The organism is Pseudomonas sp. MH9.3, from assembly GCF_034354675.1.
Taxonomy (GTDB): Bacteria; Pseudomonadota; Gammaproteobacteria; order Pseudomonadales; family Pseudomonadaceae; genus Aquipseudomonas.
Genome location: NZ_CP133785.1, coordinates 4,219,593 through 4,238,540 on the forward strand (window position 1 = coordinate 4,219,593; position 18,948 = coordinate 4,238,540).

Annotated in this window: 10 protein-coding genes and 1 pseudogene; 5 read left to right on the forward strand and 6 right to left on the reverse strand. The window is 62.4% G+C overall.

The window, feature by feature from the left end; genetic code table 11:
• Positions 1 to 9: 9 nt before the first annotated feature.
• From mscK to RHM60_RS25730, 4 genes and pseudogenes are all read right to left on the reverse strand, one after another.
• Positions 10 to 3,393: a mechanosensitive channel MscK gene (gene mscK, locus RHM60_RS18770; protein ID WP_209987698.1), complete on the reverse strand. Its 3,384-nt coding sequence runs from the start codon at positions 3,391 to 3,393 to the stop codon at positions 10 to 12.
• A gap of 51 nt (positions 3,394 to 3,444) precedes the next feature.
• A complete protein-coding gene (locus RHM60_RS18775) occupies positions 3,445 to 5,187 on the reverse strand; it encodes a potassium/proton antiporter (RefSeq protein ID WP_322212458.1) in 1,743 nt (580 codons plus the stop codon).
• A 432-nt stretch (positions 5,188 to 5,619) separates the two neighbouring features.
• Positions 5,620 to 6,492, reverse strand: a complete 873-nt coding sequence (locus RHM60_RS25725; protein ID WP_373460638.1) for a methyl-accepting chemotaxis protein — start codon at positions 6,490 to 6,492, stop codon at positions 5,620 to 5,622.
• 30 nt (positions 6,493 to 6,522) lie between these two features.
• Positions 6,523 to 7,299 (reverse strand): annotated as a pseudogene (locus RHM60_RS25730) (MCP four helix bundle domain-containing protein); the annotation flags it as partial.
• A gap of 224 nt (positions 7,300 to 7,523) precedes the next feature.
• Between RHM60_RS25730 and RHM60_RS18785 the strand changes: the two are divergent.
• Complete coding sequence (locus tag RHM60_RS18785; protein ID WP_209987708.1) at positions 7,524 to 7,754, forward strand: hypothetical protein; 231 nt, start codon at positions 7,524 to 7,526, stop codon at positions 7,752 to 7,754.
• Positions 7,751 to 8,041 carry a cell division protein ZapA gene (locus RHM60_RS18790; RefSeq protein WP_057008469.1) on the forward strand — a complete coding sequence of 97 codons (291 nt, stop codon included), beginning with the start codon at positions 7,751 to 7,753 and terminating at the stop codon, positions 8,039 to 8,041. The genes RHM60_RS18785 and RHM60_RS18790 overlap by 4 nt, the downstream gene beginning before the upstream one ends.
• On the opposite strand, the gene RHM60_RS18795 is transcribed toward RHM60_RS18790, so the two are convergent.
• Positions 8,038 to 9,840 (reverse strand): acyl-CoA dehydrogenase, encoded by a 1,803-nt coding sequence (locus RHM60_RS18795; protein WP_322212463.1) that lies wholly within the window; start codon positions 9,838 to 9,840, stop codon positions 8,038 to 8,040. The genes RHM60_RS18790 and RHM60_RS18795 overlap by 4 nt on opposite strands.
• A gap of 208 nt (positions 9,841 to 10,048) precedes the next feature.
• Positions 10,049 to 14,002: a trifunctional transcriptional regulator/proline dehydrogenase/L-glutamate gamma-semialdehyde dehydrogenase gene (putA, locus tag RHM60_RS18800; RefSeq protein WP_322212464.1), complete on the reverse strand. Its 3,954-nt coding sequence runs from the start codon at positions 14,000 to 14,002 to the stop codon at positions 10,049 to 10,051.
• 450 nt (positions 14,003 to 14,452) lie between these two features.
• On the opposite strand from putA, the gene putP reads away from it, so the two are divergent.
• The 3 genes from putP to RHM60_RS18815 all read left to right on the forward strand — a co-directional run bounded on the left by putP (position 14,453) and on the right by RHM60_RS18815 (position 18,896).
• Positions 14,453 to 15,937, forward strand: coding sequence for a sodium/proline symporter PutP (gene putP, locus RHM60_RS18805; protein WP_322212465.1), 1,485 nt, complete (start codon positions 14,453 to 14,455; stop codon positions 15,935 to 15,937).
• A 203-nt stretch (positions 15,938 to 16,140) separates the two neighbouring features.
• Positions 16,141 to 18,168: a type VI secretion system tip protein VgrG gene (locus tag RHM60_RS18810; protein ID WP_322212466.1), complete on the forward strand. Its 2,028-nt coding sequence runs from the start codon at positions 16,141 to 16,143 to the stop codon at positions 18,166 to 18,168.
• Positions 18,168 to 18,896, forward strand: coding sequence for a DUF4123 domain-containing protein (locus RHM60_RS18815; protein WP_322212467.1), 729 nt, complete (start codon positions 18,168 to 18,170; stop codon positions 18,894 to 18,896). Before RHM60_RS18810 ends, RHM60_RS18815 begins: the two co-directional genes overlap by 1 nt.
• The last annotated feature ends 52 nt before the right edge of the window (positions 18,897 to 18,948 follow it).

Consider the following 18,948-nt stretch of genomic DNA (forward strand, 5'->3'; position numbering starts at 1 on the left):
AAGGGCGGTTTAGTCGAGTTTGCTCGGCGGCGGTTCCGGTGCGTCCACCACGTTGGCGGCAGGCGGCTCGGGTACTTCAGGCTCCGGAACCGGGCCGACAAGGGTCTTGCGCTCGTCTTCCACGGGCACCAGTTTGTATTCCTGACCGTGCATGTTTTTCAGGTACACCTCCATCTGGCGGAACGAGATGTTGATGTGCTGCTTTTTGAATTCGCTGTTGATGTAGCGGTTGACCTCGTCCAGCACCGGGTTGCGGTCGCCCAGGTCGCGCACGTGCATGCGCAGCTCGTGGTCGAGGGTGCTTTCGCCGAAGTTGAGGAAGTACACGTGGGGTTCCGGGTCTTTCAACACCCGTGGGTTTTCCCGCGCGGCCTTGAGCAGCAATTCCTTCACCAGGTCCAGATCGGAGCCGTAGTCCACGCCCAGCTTCAAGGTGACGCGGGTGATGGTGTCGGTCAGCGACCAGTTGATCAGTTGCCCGGTGATGAAGGTTTTGTTCGGGACGATGATGTCCTTGCGGTCGAAGTCGGTGATGGTGGTGGCGCGGATGCGGATCTTGCTCACCGTGCCCGACAGGTTGCCGATGGTGATGGTGTCGCCAATGCGCACCGGACGCTCGAACAGGATCATGATGCCGGAGATGAAGTTGGCGAAGATTTCCTGCATCCCGAAACCGATACCCAGTGACAGCGCCGCGACCAGCCACTGCAACTTGTCCCAGCTCACGCCGAGGGTGGCGAGGGTGGACACAATACCGAAGCCGGCAATCACGTAGGACAGCAACGTGGTGATGGCGTAGGCGCTGCCCTGGGCCAGCTCCAGCTTGGACAGCACCAGCACTTCCAGCAGGCCGGGCAGGTTGCGCGCCAGGGCGAAGGTGATGCCGACGATGATCAGCGCGCCGAGCAGGTCGCCGATGCTGATGGGCACCATGCTGATGTTGGCGCCGGTGCCGCTGGTGTATTCGTAGAGCGTGACGTTGTCCAGGTAGGAAAATACCGAGATCAGGTCCGACCACACCCAGTACAGCGCGGCGATAAAGCCACCCAGCAGGGCCAGGCGGATCAGGCGCAAGGATTGTTCGTTGACCTTCTCGATGTCCAGGGTCGGCTCTTCAACCACCGCTTCGCCTTCACCGGCTTCCTTGGCGGCCTGGCGTTTGGCCAGGGCCCGCGCGTAGGCAAGGCGCCGCGCGGCCACGCTGAGCCAGCGCACGAACGTGGCTTCGATCACCAGCCACAACATCAGCAGGTACAGGGTGTTGATCAGGCGGTCGCTGAGCTTGAGCGCGGTGTAGTAATAGCCGAAGCACACCGCGACAAACAGCGCGACGGGCAGGGCGGTAAACAGAATGCCCGCGACCTTGCGAAACAGAGAGGCTTTTTCGTGGGTCGGGCTGTTGAGCAGCAGGCGGCTCAGCAGCCAGGCCATCAAGGCGTAGCAGGTGAGCACCACGCCGATGCCCAGCACATCGTCGGCCAGCGCCGCCGGTTGGTGTTCGGCAATCGCCACCACCGCCACCAGCGCCAGCACCACCAGCCCGAGCTTGCGTACCCAGCCTTGCAGGAATTGAACCTGGGGTTTCTCCCAACGAAAGTGCAGTTCGGCCACGCCGCCCGGCGCGAGGATGCGATAGGCGGTGTAGAACACCAGCCACGCCTGGGCGAGCTGCAGCAGGGCCGAGCCGAGGTTGGCGTTTTGCCCACGGGCGTCGATCTGCAGCGCATAGCCGCACAGCGCCAGGCCCAGGGACACCGGCATCGCCAGCAGGATATTGATCAGGATGGCCTGCGGCGTGTGCCACTGGCTGTCGCGCTTGAAGTGGCCGATGTCCAGGTGGACCCGGTTCAAGCGGTGGTACAGCGCCTTGCGCCGCCACAACAGCGCGCCGATCAACAGCAGCAATGGCAGAAACAGCAGCGGGCGCTGGGTCAGGCCGTCGTACAGTTCGCTGACGCTGGAGGCCCATGGCAGCGTGGTGACCTGCTTGCTCAGGTGTGCCGGCACGGTTTCCAGCCACTCGGCGTCCAGCGGCTTGTTGCTGGGGATCCAGAACATCTGCTCATCGAGGGTGGCACGCAGGGTGGTGGCGGTGCTCAGCAGTTGTTTCTGGTTCAGTTGCAGGGTGATGGATTCATTGAGCAGGGCGCTCAGCTCGCGGCTCAGGCGTTCGAGCAGGTCGCTACGGGTCACCGCCAGTTCCAGCAGGGTGCGCCGCAGTTGCGGGGTGACATCATCCGGTGGCTGGTTGGCCAGCAGGTTATCCACATAGGCAGTGGGCGAACTGATCAGCTCGCGCTGCTGGTTGACCTCAAACTGGTACAGGCGAATGTTGGCGATGTCGTCGGCCAGGTCGCGGTCCACGGTGAGGTGGGGCAGGGCCTGCTTCTGTTTATAGAGAATCTTGGAGAGCAGCAGGCTGCCCTTGAGCACGTTGATCTGCTCGTCCAGCGCCGAATCGCTTTGGGTGACGGTGTCCAGTTGCTGCTTGGTCTGCAGGTTTTTCTGGGTCAGGTCGTTGAGGCGGTCGGTACTTTTGAGCAGGTAGTCGGAGAGCTTCAGGTTCTCGGCGCTTTCGGTCGCGAGGATGCTGCTGCCACCGGCTTTCTGCGCTTCGATGGACTGTTGGGTCACCGTCTGCTGCGACTGGGCCAGGCGTTTCTGGTTGATCAGGGTTTGCAGGTCCTGGATTTCCTGCTCCAGGCGTGCGGTTTTTTCCTGGATCAGGTCGTGCCGGCTGTTGCCCAGGTCCTGCAGTTGGCTGTTGCCGGCCAGCTCCTGGCGGCGCAGGGGGATCAGCGCATTCAGCGCGGCGAGTTCGGCGTTCAGCTGGTTGCGCTGGTCGGCGTTGATCGCCTTGCCGTTGTCCTTGCCGGTCTTGAGGATCGAATTGATCTGCAGGATGCGCGTCTGGCTGCTGCTGATCTCGGTCTGGGCGCGTTCCGGGCGGGTCTGGGCGGCGATGGTCAGGCTGTTGGCGTCGGCCAGGGCCTTTTGCAGATCGCCTTGCTGCGTGGTGCGTTGCACCAGCAGTTGCTCCAGCTGCGACACGGGCTGGTTGGCGTAGCGTTGGGCCACGGGGATCGGCTTGGTGGCCTTGAGGCGCGCCAGCTCGCGCTGATTGTCGATGGTCTCGCGCGGCGCTTCGGCCAGCTGGCGCTTGAGGTCGGCGAGGCGCTGCTCGTAATCCTGTTGGTTGCCCAGGTAGGTCAGGGTCTGTTGCAGGATGCCCTGCAACGCCTTCATGTCGGCGTCGGGCAGCTTGCGGTCGGGCAGCTTGTCCAGGGTTTGCTGGATGGCGTCGGCGCTGGGCGGTTCGGCAGCGTTGACGGTGCCGACACAAAGGGTCAGGCCGAGCAGGGCAGAGGCAAAAAAAGTGCGCAGGGTTGGCATAGAGACCGGTCGTGCTAGGTGAAAAATCGGGGGGCGTCGTGGCCCCGCAGTTTAGAGGAAGAGTCCGGGACCCGGGCGACTTCCTTCGGGGAATTTGACGCCGACTTTTCCGATTCTGTTCCCGTCCATGGCCGCGACTGTCCACAGGGTGTTGTTCCACTCCACCTGGTCGCCCACTACCGGCGCGCCGCCGACCTTTTGCGTGATGAAGCGGCTGAGCGGCATGTCCGGGTCGATGCCGTCGAGCTTGAGCCCGTACAGCGCCGAGACCGCGCCCAGCTGGGCGTCGCCTTCGAGGACGAAGTCGCCGAAGAAGCGCAGGTCGAGGCCCCGTTGCGGCGCCTGGCTGAACAGCTTGCCGAGGGCCGGCAGGTTGTGCTCATGGCCGATTACGCAGAGCAGATCGCCGACTTCCAGCACCGTACTACCCGACGGATGGAGCAGTTGCTGGCCTCGGAACAGCGCGGCAATCCGCGTGCCCTCGGGCATTTTCAGCTCGCGCAGGGCTGCGCCGATGCACCATTTTTCTGCGCCCAGGCGGTAGACGAACAGCTCCCACTCGCTGGTGACGTGTACTTCCAGGGCGGCACGGGAGATAGGCGCGGGGTCTGGCGGAACGGTGACTTTGAGCAGCTTGGCCACCCACGGCAGGCTGGTGCCCTGCACCAGCAGCGACACCAGCACGATAAAGAACGCCAGGTTGAAATACAGCTGCGCATGGGGCAAGCCGGCCATCAGCGGGAACACCGCGAGGATGATGGGCACCGCGCCACGCAGGCCGACCCAGGCGATAAAGGCTTTTTCGCGGCCGTGGAAGGCCTTGAACGGCAGCAGGCCGACGATCACTGACAGCGGCCGCGCAAACAGGATCATCCACAGCGCCAGGCCGAGGGCGGGCAGGGCGATCGGTAGCAGGTCGTGGGGTGTGACCAGCAGGCCCAGCACCAGGAACATGCCGATCTGCGCCAGCCAGGCCATGCCGTCGAGCATATGCAAAATGCCATGACGGCTGCGCACCGGCCGGTTGCCGATCACCAGGCCGCACAGGTACACCGCGAGGAAGCCGCTGCCGTGCAGGGCGTTGGTCAGGGCGAACACGAACAGGCCGCCGGCGATTACCAGGATCGGGTACAGGGCCGCCGCCAGGTTGATGCGGTTGACCATCTGCAGCATCAACCAGCCGCCGCCCAGGCCGATGATGCCGCCGATGCCGAACTCGCGCACCAGGTGTGTCAGCAGGCTCCAGTGCAGGCCGGTCTGGCCGCTGGCGAGCATGTCGATCAGGGTGACGGTGAGAAACACCGCCATCGGGTCGTTGCTGCCGGATTCGATTTCCAGGCTGGCGGTGACCCGCTCGTTCAGGCCCTTGCCGCCCAGCAGCGAAAACACCGCGGCGGCGTCGGTGGAGCCGACAATCGCGCCGATCAGCAAGCCTTGAATGATATTGAGGTCGAACAGCCAGGCCGCCGCCATGCCGGTAAGGCCCGTGGTGATCAGCACCCCCACCGTGGCCAGCGACAATGCCGGCCACAGCGCCACGCGAAAGCTCGCCACCCGCGTGCGCAGGCCGCCGTCGAGGAGGATCACGGCGAGGGCGAGGTTGCCCACCAGGTAGGCGGTCGGGTAGTTATCGAAGATGATGCCGCCGCCGTCGACGCCGGCGACCATGCCCACGGCCAGGATGATCACCAGGATCGGGATGCCCAGGCGGGACGAAAGAGAACTCACCAGAATGCTCGCACTCACCAGCAACGCGCCGATCAAGAACAGGCTGTTGATGGTTGTCGCATTCAAAGGCAGTTACTCCGTGAGCAAAAAGGACAAGGCGCAAACTGACCATGCAGTCTGCGTGCCAGGGATTCTAACCTGTTGAATTGCTGCGCTGTCAAAAAGCTTTTTCTGATTTGCACAGATCAAATATGGGAGGGGGCTTGCGCCTGATAGCGGTGTGTCGGTATCAAATGTATCGACTAACTATTTCAGGAAACCCATATCCCTGTGGCGAGCAGGCTTGCCCTGCGTTGGGGTGCGAAGCGCCCCCATCGAGCAAAACGCGGTGTACCTGATACGGCTCAGCGTCTGGTTTTGGGGCTGCTGCGCAGCCCAACGCAGGACAAGCCTGCTCGCCACAGGGAATCTGCGCTTGACTGAACGGCATTAGGGCAAGCCTGCTCGCCACCGTTCGAAGATTTTGAGGGGCCCGCATTTTTGAACCGGTGCAGTCAGTCAGAGGCGGAAGCGGCCGACCATCCCGTTCAAGTCCACCGCCAGGCGCGACAGCTCGCTGCTTGCCGCGCTGGTCTGGCTGGCGCCGGTCGCCGATTGCACCGACAGGTCACGGATATTCACCAGGTTGCGGTCCACTTCCCGCGCCACCTGCGCCTGTTCTTCGGCGGCGCTGGCGATCACCAGGTTGCGTTCGTTGATTTCCACAATCGCCGTGTTGATGGTATCGAGCGACAGCCCCGCGCCCTTGGCGATGCTCAAGGTCGATTCGGCGCGTTCGGTGCTGTTGCGCATCGAATCCACCGCGTGCTCGGTGCCGGCCTGAATGCTGCCGATCATGCGTTCGATTTCGCTGGTCGATTGCTGGGTGCGGTGGGCCAGCGCGCGCACCTCGTCGGCCACCACGGCAAAGCCACGCCCGGCTTCGCCGGCACGCGCCGCTTCAATCGCCGCGTTCAGCGCCAGCAGGTTGGTCTGGTCGGCCAGGCCACGGATCACGTCGAGCACCTTGCCGATATCGCGCGATTCATTGGCCAGCTCGCCGATCAAGGTGGCGGTGGCTTGCACATCACCGCTCATGCGCTCGATGGCGCTGACGGTTTCCTGCACCAGATCACGGCCGTCACCGGCGGAGGCGGTCGCGTTGCGCGACGCTTCGGAGGTGCTGACGGCATTGCGCGCGACTTCCTCCACGGCGCTGGTCATCTCGTTGACGGCGGTGGCGGCCTGTTCGATTTCGTTGTTCTGCCGGGTCAGGCCACGGGCGCTTTCGTCGGTCACGACGTTCAGCTCCTCGGCTGCCGACGCAAGCTGGGTGGCGGAGCCGGAAATGCGTTGCAGCGTGTCGCGCAGTTTTTCCTGCATTTTGGCCATGGCCGCCAGCAGGCGACCGGCTTCGTCGTTGCCGTCGACCTTGATTGGACGCGTGAGGTTGCCTTCGGCGATTTCTTCGGCGGCATCCAGGGCCTGGGAGATCGGCGAGGTGATGCTGCGGGTCAGCAGCCAGGCGAACAACACGGTCATCAGGGTGGTGATCGCCAGCAGGCCCACCACCAGATTGAAGGCCGAGCTGTACTGGTCCGCAGCCTCCTGATTGGTGGCCAGGGCCATCTTGTTATTGAGGTCGAGCAAGCGCGCCAATACCGCGTTGACCTGCTCGGAGTTGCTCAGCAGCTCGGTGTTGAGCAGCACGCGCAGCTCATCGGTCTGGTTGGCCCGGGACAGGCTCTTCATGCGTTCTTCGATCTGGCGGTACTGGCCGAGCAAGCGCACGTATTCGTCGTAGGCGGCACGTTCTTCCTGGCCTTCGATCAGTTTTTCATAAATGCCCTGGGCCGAGCGGATCTGCTGGTTACGCAGTTCGAAGGCTTCCAGGGTTTTCTGCTGCACGTCCGGCTCGCGGTTGGTCAGCAGGCGGTACGACAGCACCCGCAGGCGCAGGGTCAATTGGGTGAAGTCATCCAGGGCGCGAATGCTGGGCACGCTGGCCAGGGTGATGTCTTCGGTGGCCGCGCGGATCTTGCTCATCTGGTTCAGGGCGAACACGCCGAGAAACAACATGAGTGCACCAATCAGCGCAAAGCCCAAAAAGGCGCGCGGCGCGATATTCATATTACGAAGAGACATGCTGGAGTCCTGGGGTGAAGCGCGATCCATGCGGCCATGAGACGGGGTGTGCATGCGCTATCGGCGCAGTGGCCGAAGTCTGAAGCGGGCGTGCGCTTTTGTCGCAGCTGGTCAGGGCGTTGACCGATTCAGGAACCAGATGGGGTAATTGCAGTCACTAAGGCTCGAAAGCGCAGCCCGGCCCCGGAATATCGGGCTGCGCGCCGGGGGATAACCCTGGCATCCGAGGTGAATTTTCTTTATCGTCACCGCCCTTTTAAAAAGCTCGAGAAATCAAAATGTTAGAAGCATCCCTCAGCCAACTGGAACAACTGGTCAGCGACCTGGTACAGCACAATCAAGAGCTGCTGAGCAACAACGAATCCCTCAAGGCCGAACTGGCCAGCGCCAGGGATGAAAACGACAGCCTGCAACTGAGCCTGATGGAGCAGGAAGAAAAGCACGGCGCTACCGCCGCGCGCATCCAGGCACTCGTTGAGCGTGTAAGCGCAGGGCCTGTCAGCGCATGAACGATGGGATAAAGGTCGTTTCGATTCTCGGTGAGGATTACTCGATCAAGGCGCCGGCCGGGGAAGACCAGACCCTGTTGCACGCCGTGACGATGCTCAAGGCATCCCTGGCCACTACCAAGAAAAAGTACCCGACCCTGATCGGTGACAAGTTATTGGTACTGGCCGCGCTCAATCTGTGCGCCGAGCAGATCGAGATGCAGCAGCGTCACCAGCAGGAACTCGACCGTTACCAAGAGCAAGTCAGCGCCACGGTCGAGGTGATTTCCAAGGCGATCCAGTCCTAGAACCACTCATCCTGCATCCCCTGGCACGTGTCGTCGCGCGCCTCCAGAATGTCCAGTTCGTGATGGCAACCCGGTACTTCCCAGGTCAGGAAATACCGGGCGGCCTGAAGCTTGCCTTTATAGAAGGCTGCGTCCGCGGCATTGCCTTTGGCCAGCCCTTCCTCGGCGCGAATCGCCTGTTCCAGCCAGCGCCAGCCGATCACCGTGTGCCCGAACACTTTCAGGTACAGCGCCGAGTTCGCCAGGCTGCTGTTGACCTTGCCCTGGCCGAGGTCGGTGAGCAGTCCCAGCGTTACGCCTTGCAGACGGGTGACCAACTGCTCCAGCGGTTCACGCAGCGCGGTCAGTGACGAATGTTCCTGGGCCCGTGCGCCCGTCTCGGCGATCAATCGAATCAGCTGCTTGAGGCCTGCGCCGCCATTCTGCGCGAGCTTGCGCCCCAGCAAGTCCAGCGACTGAATACCGTGGGTGCCCTCGTGGATCGGGTTCAGGCGGTTGTCGCGGTAGTACTGCTCCACCGGGTATTCGCGGGTATAACCGTGGCCGCCGAGGATCTGGATCGCCAGTTCGTTGGCCTTGAGGCAAAACTCCGACGGCCAGGATTTGACGATGGGGGTGAGCAGGTCCAGCAGCTCATGGGCCTGTTTGCGCTCGGTGTCGGTGGCCAGCGTGGTGGTGTCATCGAACAGCCGCGCAGCGTACAGGCCCAGGTCGAAGGCGCCTTCGACGTAGGCTTTCTGGGTGAGCAGCATGCGCTTGATATCGGCGTGCTGGATGATCGACACCGGCGCGGTGCCCGGGTCTTTGCTGTCCGGCAGACGACCTTGCGGGCGCTCGCGCGCGTAGTCCAGGGAATACAGATAACCGGCGTAACCGAGCATCACGGCGCCCATGCCCACGCCGATCCGCGCTTCGTTCATCATCTGAAACATACAGCTCAGGCCCTGGTGCGGTTTGCCCACCAGATAACCGACGCAGTTCCCGTTATCGCCGAAGTTGAGCGCGGTTGATGTAGTGCCGCGCCAGCCCATCTTGTGAAACAGCCCGGCCAGCAGCACATCGTTGCGCTCGCCCAGGCTGCCGTCGTCGTTGACCAGGAATTTGGGCACGATAAACAGCGAAATGCCCTTCACCCCGGCCGGCGCATCCGGCAGCTTGGCCAGCACCATGTGCACGATGTTTTCCGACAGCGGGTGGTCGCCGCCGGAGATGAAGATCTTGTTGCCCTTGAGGCGGTAGCTGCCGTCAGCCGCAGGCTCGGCGCGCGTACGAATATCCGACAGGGACGAACCGGCGTGGGGTTCGGTGAGGGCCATGGTGCCGAAGAAACGCCCGTCGATCATCGGCTGCAGGAAGCGCTGCTTCTGCTCCTCAGTGCCGAAACTCTCGATCAGGTTGGCGGCGCCCATGGTCAGGAACGGGTAGGAGGTGGACGCAGCGTTGGCCGACTGGAAATGCGCGAAACAGGCTTGCGACAGCAGGGTGGGCAGTTGCATGCCGCCCGCTTCGAAACTGCGTGCTGCGTTGAGAAAGCCGGCTTCGAGGAACGCATCCACCGCCGGTTTCACTTCCGGAATCAGGATGGCCTTGCCGTCTTCGTAGCGCGGTTCGTTTTCGTCGTTTTTGCGGTTGTGCGGCGCGAAGTACTTTTCGGCGATGGAGCGCGCGGTGCTGATGGCCGCATCGAAGGTTTCGCGGTTGTGCTCGGCAAACCGCTCGCGCTGGGTCAGGCCCTCGGCATCGAGGACTTCATACAGCTCGAAAGCCAGATTGCGGGAACTGAGCAGCGTCTCGGACATGGCGGCTTACCTTCTAAGGGAATGGCCTGAGTCTAAGTGCGCCAATAGAGGCTGGATAGCAAGATTGATTTGCGTGATGGAAGGGCAGAACGCAGACCCAATGTGGGAGGGGCTTGCTCCCGATGGCGGTGTGTCAGTCTTACAAGGGTGACTGACACACTGCCATCGGGAGCAAGCCCCCTCCCACATTTTTAGCGCATTTCGTCAGTTAGCCGATGGTCATCAGGCTGGCGTTACCGCCTGCCGCGGCGGTGTTCACGCTCAACGCGCGCTCGATGACCAGGCGTTCCAGGGCAATCGACGTTTCGCCCTGTGACAAGCCATGCACTCCGACAATCGCCCCGCCACGCTGCGCCACTTGCTGGCAGACCGCGCGCAGTTGGTCGGAGTCGCCATGGTGCAGGACCGCGTCGAACACCACCTCGTCTTTGGTCCAGTCGGCCACGCGCTTGATCTTCGCCTGAATCTCCTTCGGCAGGCGTGGGAACAAGGCCTTGGTCAGGTCGGTTTCCGGCCATACCGCCGAGCCGCCTACCGCCAATACCGCCGCCAGTTGGGTCAACAGGTCGCCCTCTATTTGCGCCAGGCACAACACGTGCTCGCGGGGCAGGATGGCGTAGCTGTTGCGTTCGCCGGTCGGGCCGGCCAGCTGGCGGGTGATACCACTTTGTGATTGCGCGGCGAACTGGGTGCACAGGGCGCTCAGTTCGCTGAAGGTGTGGCTGTCAGCCCAGCTTTTCAGGGCGTTCAGTGGCTGGCTCATGGCATCGCGCAGGCGTACGTCCGGGGCGGCCAGGTTGTCGCAACGTACGAAGGACTGCTCGATGGCATCCGTAGGACGGGTCGACAGCAGGCGGTACAGGTACAGCGGTCCACCGGCTTTCGGACCAGTGCCCGACAAGCCTTCGCCGCCGAACGGCTGCACGCCGACCACGGCACCCACAATGTTGCGGTTGACGTAGACGTTACCGGCATTGACGTTGTCGATCACCTTGGCGATGGTCTCGTCGATGCGGGTGTGCACGCCCAGGGTCAGGCCATAGCCGGACGCATTGATCTGGCCGATGAGCTGGTCGATCTCCTTGCGCTTGTAGCGCACCACGTGCAGCACCGGGCCGAAGATCTCCCGTTGCAGTTCGTCGAAGCTTTCCAGCTCGATCAGGGTGGGCATCACGAAGGTGCCGCGCTTGATCTCTTCGCCGTCGGCAATCGCCACCTGATACACGTTGCGGCCTTTGTCACGCATGGCCTGGATGTGTTTCTCGATGCCGGCCTTGGCTTCGGCGTCGATCACCGGGCCGATGTCCACCGACAGGCGTTCCGGGTTGCCCAGGCGGCATTCAGCCATGGCGCCCTTGAGCATTTCGATGACACGGTCTGCCGAATCTTCCTGCAGGCACAGCACACGCAGGGCCGAGCAACGTTGGCCGGCGCTGTCGAAGGCCGAGGACACCACGTCGATCACCACTTGTTCGGTGAGCGCCGAAGAGTCAACGATCATCGCGTTCTGGCCGCCGGTTTCGGCGATCAGCGGGATCGGGCGGCCCTGGGCATCGAGGCGACCGGCGACATTGCGTTGCAGCAAGCGTGCGACCTCGGTGGAACCGGTGAACATCACCCCTTTGACGCGCTCATCGCCCACCAGACGGGCACCCACGCTTTCGCCCTGGCCCGGCAGCAGTTGCAGCACGCCTTCAGGTATGCCGGCTTCGAGCAGGATGCGCACGGCTTGGGCGGCGACCAGCGGCGTCTGCTCGGCTGGCTTGGCCAATACCGGGTTGCCGGCGGCCAGTGCGGCAGCGACTTGACCGCTGAAGATCGCCAGCGGGAAGTTCCACGGGCTGATGCACACCACCGGGCCAAGGGGGCGATGGGCGTCGTTGGTGAAATCGTTGCGCGCCTGCACCGCGTAATAACGCAGGAAGTCCACGGCTTCGCGCACTTCGGCAATGGCATTGGCGAAGGTCTTGCCGGCTTCGCGGGCCAGCAGCCCCATCAGGGGCTGGATTTCGCCTTCCATCAGGTCGGCGGCGCGTTCCAGGATCGCAGCACGTTCGGCGGGCGGGGTGGCCTGCCAGATCGGGCCGGCGCTGATGGCGCACTGGATTGCATTGTCGACGTCTTCGACGGTGGCTTCCTGCACATGGCCGACGATGTCACGCAGGTCGGACGGGTTGAGCACCGGCGCCGCCGCCTGATCGCTGGAGGCGCAACCGAGCATCGGCGCGGCTTTCCAGTCGTTGTGGGCCGTGGCGAGCAGGGCGCAGGACAGCGACGCCAGCCGGTGTTCGTTGGCCAGGTCGATACCGGCCGAGTTGGCGCGATCGCTGCCGTACAGGTCGCGCGGCAACGGGATACGCGGGTGCGGCAGGCCGAAGCCGCCTTCCAGCGTGGCCATTTGCTCGATGCTGGCCACCGGGTCGGCCACCAGCTCCTGAATGGAGATGGACTGGTCGGCAATGCGGTTGACGAACGAGGTGTTGGCGCCGTTTTCCAGCAGGCGGCGCACCAGGTAGGCCAGCAACGTTTCGTGGGTGCCGACCGGGGCGTACACGCGGCACGGACGGTTCAGCTTGCCCTCGGAAACCTTGCCCACCACTTGCTCGTACAAAGGCTCGCCCATGCCGTGCAGGCACTGGAACTCGTACTGGCCGGGGTAATAGTTCTGACCGGCGATATGGTAGATGGCCGACAGGGTGTGGGCGTTGTGCGTGGCGAACTGCGGGTAGATGGCTTCCGGTACCGACAGCAGTTTGCGGGCGCAGGCAATGTAGGACACGTCGGTGTACACCTTGCGGGTATACACCGGGTAGCCTTCGAGGCCTTCGACCTGGGCGCGCTTGATCTCGCTGTCCCAGTACGCACCTTTGACCAGGCGGATCATCAGGCGATGGCGGCTGCGGCGCGCCAGGTCGATGACGTAGTCGATCACGTACGGGCAACGCTTCTGATAGGCCTGGATCACAAAGCCGATGCCGTTCCAGCCGGTCAGTTGCGGCTCGAAGCACAGGCGTTCGAGCAGGTCCAGGGACAGCTCCAGACGGTCGGCTTCTTCGGCGTCGATGTTCAGGCCGATGTCGTACTGCTTGGCCAGCAGCGTCAGTGAGAGCAGGCGCGGGTACAACTCGTCCATCACGCGCTCGTACTGCGCACGGCTGTAGCGCGGGTGCAGGGCGGAGAGCTTGATGGAGATGCCCGGGCCTTCATAAATCCCACGGCCGTGAGACGCTTTGCCGATGGAGTGAATGGCTTGCTCGTACGACGCGAGGTACTTCTGAGCATCGTGTTCGGTGAGTGCGGCTTCACCGAGCATGTCGTAGGAATAGCGGAAGCCCTTGGCTTCGAACTTGCTGGCATTGGCCAGGGCTTCGGCGATGGTTTCGCCGGTGACGAACTGTTCGCCCATCAGGCGCATGGCCATGTCGACGCCCTTGCGGATCATCGGCTCGCCGCTCTTGCCGATGATGCGGCTCAGGGACGAGGTCAAACCCGCTTCGTTATGGGTGGCGACCAGCTTGCCGGTCAGCAGCAGGCCCCAGGTGGCAGCATTGACGAACAGCGACGGGCTGTTGCCCAGGTGCGGGTGCCAGTTTCCGGTGCTGATCTTGTCGCGGATCAGCGCGTCGCGGGTGCCCTTGTCCGGGATCCGCAACAACGCTTCGGCCAGGCACATCAGCGCCACGCCTTCCTGAGACGACAGGGAAAACTCCTGCAGCAGTCCCTGAACAATCCCGGCACGACCGCCGGCGCTTTTCTGATTGCGCAGCTTCTCGGCAATCGAAGCGGCCAGCTTATTGGTGGCCTCGGCCATCGACGCCGGCAGGCGTGCCTGTTCGATCAGCATCGGCACCACTTCCGGCTCCGGGCGGCGGTAAGCGGCGGTGATCGAGGCGCGCAGCACGGACTGTGGCAGGATGCTTTCGGCGAACTCGAGGAAGCACTGGTGCGCGTGGTCGGCCTGGACCTCGCCCGCTTCATCGGCGTCCTTACTGCTCAAACCGTTGAGTTCGGTCAGGGTTGCACCACCCTCCAGTTTCTCCAGGTAATTGAAAATCGCCTGCTTGATCAGCCAGTGCGGGGTCCGATCAATGGAGGTCGCGGCAGCCTTGAGGCGTTCGCGGGTCGGGTCGTCGAGTTTGACCCCAAGGGTGGTCGTAGCCATTTTCTTATCCTCATGGGTGCCACTAACCGAGTGGCATCTGCTGGCGGCAAGATTAGCGTTAGCGCAGGCGAAGGTGCAACCGGGTGCAACCCTTTTTATGCATGAAACATTCGACGGTTCATCTGAAAGGGGCACCGGTGTTTCTTGCTGGTGCATTTTGTTTCTGAGGTACGCATTGCTTGCTCCGAAAAGGAGCAAAAAAAGCGGATTTGAAGCTGAAACACATCGAGGTGCAACTTATTCTCAAGAAACTGGTTGCACCTTATTTACTTTGTTGAATAGCATTCGCGGCCAAGGTGCAACCACCTTCGAGGTTCGGTTCATCGGCTGGCGGCTTTCCTGGGGAAACGCCAGTCATAAATGCGCGGCACGCAGGTTCGTCTATCCGCTACACAGTGGGTAGCGTGCGCAACCGTCGCTACATAAAAACAATGCCAGGGCGTCACTCTTATGAGCGTTAGCAATCCTACCCTGATCACGTTCGTGATCTACATCGCAGCAATGGTGCTGATCGGCCTGATGGCCTATCGCTCCACCAACAACCTTTCCGATTACATCCTTGGCGGCCGCAGCCTCGGTAGCGTGGTAACCGCCTTGTCGGCCGGTGCTTCCGATATGAGCGGCTGGTTGTTGATGGGCCTGCCGGGCGCGATCTACATGTCCGGCCTGTCGGAAAGCTGGATCGCCATCGGCCTGATCGTCGGTGCCTACCTCAACTGGCTGTTCGTGGCCGGTCGCCTGCGGGTTCAGACCGAGCACAACGGCGATGCCCTGACCCTGCCGGACTACTTCTCCAGCCGCTTCGAAGACAACAGCGGCCTGCTGCGCATCATCTCTGCGGTGGTGATCCTGGTGTTCTTCACCATTTACTGCGCCTCCGGCATCGTGGCCGGTGCCCGGCTGTTCGAAAGCACCTTCGGCATGTCCTACGAGACGGCGTTGTGGGCCGGTGCGGCGGCGACGATTGCCTACACCTTTATCGGTGGTTTCCTGGCGGTGAGCTGGACCGATACCGTGCAGGCCACTCTGATGATCTTCGCGTTGATCCTCACACCGATCATCGTGCTGCTGGCCACCGGCGGTGTCGACACTACATTCCTGGCGATTGAAGCCCAGGACCCGACCAACTTCGACATGCTCAAAAACACCACCTTCATCGGCATCATCTCGCTGATGGGCTGGGGCCTGGGTTACTTCGGCCAACCGCATATCCTGGCGCGCTTCATGGCGGCGGATTCGGTGAAGTCGATCGCCAACGCACGTCGCATCTCCATGACCTGGATGATCCTGTGCCTGGGCGGCACTGTGGCGGTGGGCTTCTTCGGCATTGCCTATTTCTCGGCGCACCCGGAAGTGGCCGGTCCCGTGACCGAAAACCCTGAGCGTGTGTTCATCGAGCTGGCCAAGCTGCTGTTCAACCCGTGGATCGCCGGTGTCCTGCTGTCGGCCATCCTAGCCGCGGTGATGAGCACCCTGAGCTGCCAGCTGCTGGTGTGTTCCAGCGCCCTGACCGAAGACTTCTACAAGGCGTTCCTGCGCAAGGGCGCTTCCCAGCTTGAGCTGGTGTGGGTCGGCCGGATCATGGTGCTGGTGGTGGCGTTGATCGCCATCGCCATGGCCGCCAACCCGGAAAACCGTGTACTCGGGCTGGTGAGCTACGCCTGGGCCGGTTTCGGTGCTGCGTTCGGCCCGGTGGTGCTGATCTCGGTGATCTGGAAAGGCATGACCCGCAACGGCGCACTGGCCGGTATCCTGGTGGGCGCGATCACCGTGATCGTGTGGAAGCACTTCGAGTTGCTGGGGCTGTACGAAATCATCCCAGGCTTTATTTTCGCCAGCCTGGCGATCTACTTCGTGAGCAAGATGGGCGCGCCGACCGCTGCGATGGTCGAGCGTTTTGATGCTGCGGAAAAAGACTACAATCTCAACAAGTAATTCGCCGGGCGTTAAGCGTCCGTTGAGTTAGCACAAAGGCCCGCATCCTCTGGATGGCGGGCTTTTTTATGTGCGGTTTACCTGGGGTTGGCGAAAATTCACACGTGCCCACGTAGGCTTTTACTGATTTGCCTGGCACGTGTTCGGTGGGGCAGGGCAGTGGTGCAGAATCGCTCGCCTACTCCCTCGCAGAGAAACACCGGATGTTCGCTCTCGCCAATCAAAGTGCATTTACCCTGACCCTCGACGGAGAGCCCAGTGAACTCAAGGTTCAGGGGTTTTCGGGGGATGAATTTATCAGCCTGCCTTTTCGCTTCGACCTCGAACTGGTCTGCGAACAACCTGATCTGGACATTGAAAGCCTGCTGCACCGGCAGGCCTTCCTGGCGTTTGACCCCCAGGGCCGAGGCGTTCACGGCCAGGTATATCGAGTGGCACAAGGTGATTCGGGCAGGCGTATGACCCGCTATCAGATAGCCCTGGTGCCGCAGTTGGCTTATCTGGAGCACAGCACCCACCAGCGTATGTTCCACAAAAAAACCGTGCCGCAGATCATTGCGCTGGTGCTGGAGGCCCAGGCCATCCAGGCTGATAACTTCGTATTCCAGCTGAGCGGGAAGTATCCCGAGCGTGAGTACTGTGTTCAGTTCGATGAAACCGACCTGCAGTTCATCCAGCGCTTGTGCGTCGAGTCGGGTATCCACTATCACTTTCAGCACAGCCCCGAGCGCCATTTGTTGGTGTTTGGCGATGATCAAAGCGTGTTCGCCCAGCCGGATCAAACCACCCCGTACTCGCCGGGTTCCGGAATGGTGGCCGACACGCCTGCAATCAAGCGCTTCATCCTGCAGATGGAAACGCGCACCACGGGTGTGAACCTGCGGGACTACGATTTCCGGAAGCCGAGCCTGGTACTGGAAAGCGCAGCTTCGGGAGAGCAGCGCCCCGACCTGAACGAGCAGGCCTATCCTGGGCACTTCATGGATCGCGATCACGGCAACTACCTGGCGCGACGCCTGTTGGAGCGTCATCGCAGTGATTATCGCCAGGCCAGGGGGTTGAGCGACCAGCCGGCCTTGGTCTGCGGGCAGTTCCTGAAGATGGCCGGGCATCCGCGTGAGGAATGGAATGATCTGTGGCTGATCACCCAGTTGCACCATGAAGGGCATCAGCCGCAAGTGCTGGAGGAGGCTGCGCCTGATGACTATGGCGACGAATCCTCTCAGGGTTACCGTAACGACTTCGTTGTAACACCGTGGGAGGTGATGTTTCGAACACCGCTGATTATGTCGCGGCCGCACATATCCGGCTTCCAGAATGCAGTGGTCACCGGGCCCGTCGACAGCGAGATTCATTGCGATGAATACGGCCGGGTCAAGGTGCAGATGGCCTGGGATCGCGATGGCCAGCATAACGAGCATTCCAGTTGCTGGCTGAGGGTTGCCAGCGGCTGGGCCCATGATCGTTATGGGGCGGTGCTGATTCCTCGGGTTGGCATGGAAGTGCTGGTGGGCTTCGTCAATGGCGATAGTGATATGCCGGTCGTCATGGGCTGCCTGCCCAATGCCGCCACACCCGTGCCCCTCGACCTGCCGGCCGACAAGACCCGCAGCATTTTCCGCAGCCAGAGCAGCCCCGGGGGCGGTGGTTACAACGAACTGCGCATCGAGGACCGCAAGGGCGCCGAGGAAATCTACCTGCGTGCCCAGCGTGACTGGACCCAGCATGTGCTCAATGACCAGCAGGTGCAGGTCGACAATCATCGGCGGGTGAAGGTGGGCGGCGAGTCGCACCACGAGTTGCAGGGCGAAGAACAACGCATCACCCACGGCAACCGGCTCACCGAACTCAAGCAGGATGATCACCTGGTGGTCGGCGGTTCGCAGCAGATGCAGGCTGGGGGCACCATCCGCATTGGCGCAGGGCAAAGCGTGGTCATCGATGCCGGTGCCACGGTCACGATTCAGGCCGCAGGTCAGACGATCACGCTGTCTGCCGCCGGGATTTTCAGCAGTGTGCCGATTCAGATCGGTGGTGGACCTGCGCCAGGTGCGGCACCGTTACTGCCTGGCTTAAAGGAAAAACTGCAGGCCGTCATGCTGTTACCGCTAAGCCCCGTGCAAGTGGCGAGCCTGAAGCGCAGCGCGCCGTTTTGTGAAGAGTGCGAGCGCTGCAAAAACGGGCAGTGTGACATCGCCGAACATGCCAACGTCGACAGGAAACTCCCCTGATGCCTATCCCTTTGACGCCCAGTGCCTGGCTGGCGCAGTGGCCTTTGCAGGCTGGTGAAACCCTCTATGCGGTGCTGGGCAATGCCAGCGAGGCCAGGCCGCTTGCCGTCTGGCAAGCCAGGGCTGCCGGGCCTGCGCCTCATGCGGTATGGGCAGGGACGGCCTACGCGCAGTGGGGTGAGGTCATGCCTTACGTGGCTATTGTCGAGCCGGGCAGCGCCTTTCTCGATTGGATCGCCGCCAGCGAATCGACGGATTGGGGATGGCTGGCGGTGTCGTGCAGCCCGCTGGACGCCGTGATCGCCCATTTGCAGGGCCTGACCAAGGTGCTGCTGCCCGAGGGGCAGGCTGTGTTTCTGCGCTACTGGGACGGCGCCCGGTTTCTGCCGCTGCTGCAACACCTGGGCGATGGCGCCGCGAAGGTATTGCCGGTGTTTAAGCGTTACCTGATCAATGGCTGCCCGCTTACGGTGATGACGGGTGCGGTGACCGCCGCCAAAACCAGTCCCTGGTGGCAGCTACCGCCGGCGCTGCTTGAGCATCTGGCCGCGCAGTCACCCCAGACCCTGATCGACAACCTGCTGCAATGGCTGGAAGAACAGCGCCCGGACCTGTACGGCGCATTTACCCCGACGACCCTGCAACACAAGCTGTCGTACTTCGTGCGCGGGCCGCAGCTGGACGTTGCGGCACTGATCGACTACCTCAGTACGGAACTGACGCCCTGAGCACCGCCCGGCACACGGCCCTGCACCTTTGCCCGCGCAGAAGGTAAACTTC

Excerpts from the sequence above, each read along its gene's own strand:
- mscK (WP_209987698.1), bottom strand. The coding sequence starts at position 3,393 with ATGCCAACCCTGCGCACTTTTTTTGCCTCTGCCCTGCTCGGCCTGACC.
- RHM60_RS25725 (WP_373460638.1), bottom strand. The coding sequence starts at position 6,492 with ATGGCCAAAATGCAGGAAAAACTGCGCGACACGCTGCAACGCATTTCC.
- RHM60_RS18785 (WP_209987708.1), top strand. The coding sequence starts at position 7,524 with ATGTTAGAAGCATCCCTCAGCCAACTGGAACAACTGGTCAGCGACCTG.
- RHM60_RS18790 (WP_057008469.1), top strand. The coding sequence starts at position 7,751 with ATGAACGATGGGATAAAGGTCGTTTCGATTCTCGGTGAGGATTACTCG.
- RHM60_RS18795 (WP_322212463.1), bottom strand. The coding sequence starts at position 9,840 with ATGTCCGAGACGCTGCTCAGTTCCCGCAATCTGGCTTTCGAGCTGTAT.
- putA (WP_322212464.1), bottom strand. The coding sequence starts at position 14,002 with ATGGCTACGACCACCCTTGGGGTCAAACTCGACGACCCGACCCGCGAA.
- putP (WP_322212465.1), top strand. The coding sequence starts at position 14,453 with ATGAGCGTTAGCAATCCTACCCTGATCACGTTCGTGATCTACATCGCA.
- RHM60_RS18810 (WP_322212466.1), top strand. The coding sequence starts at position 16,141 with ATGTTCGCTCTCGCCAATCAAAGTGCATTTACCCTGACCCTCGACGGA.
- RHM60_RS18815 (WP_322212467.1), top strand. The coding sequence starts at position 18,168 with ATGCCTATCCCTTTGACGCCCAGTGCCTGGCTGGCGCAGTGGCCTTTG.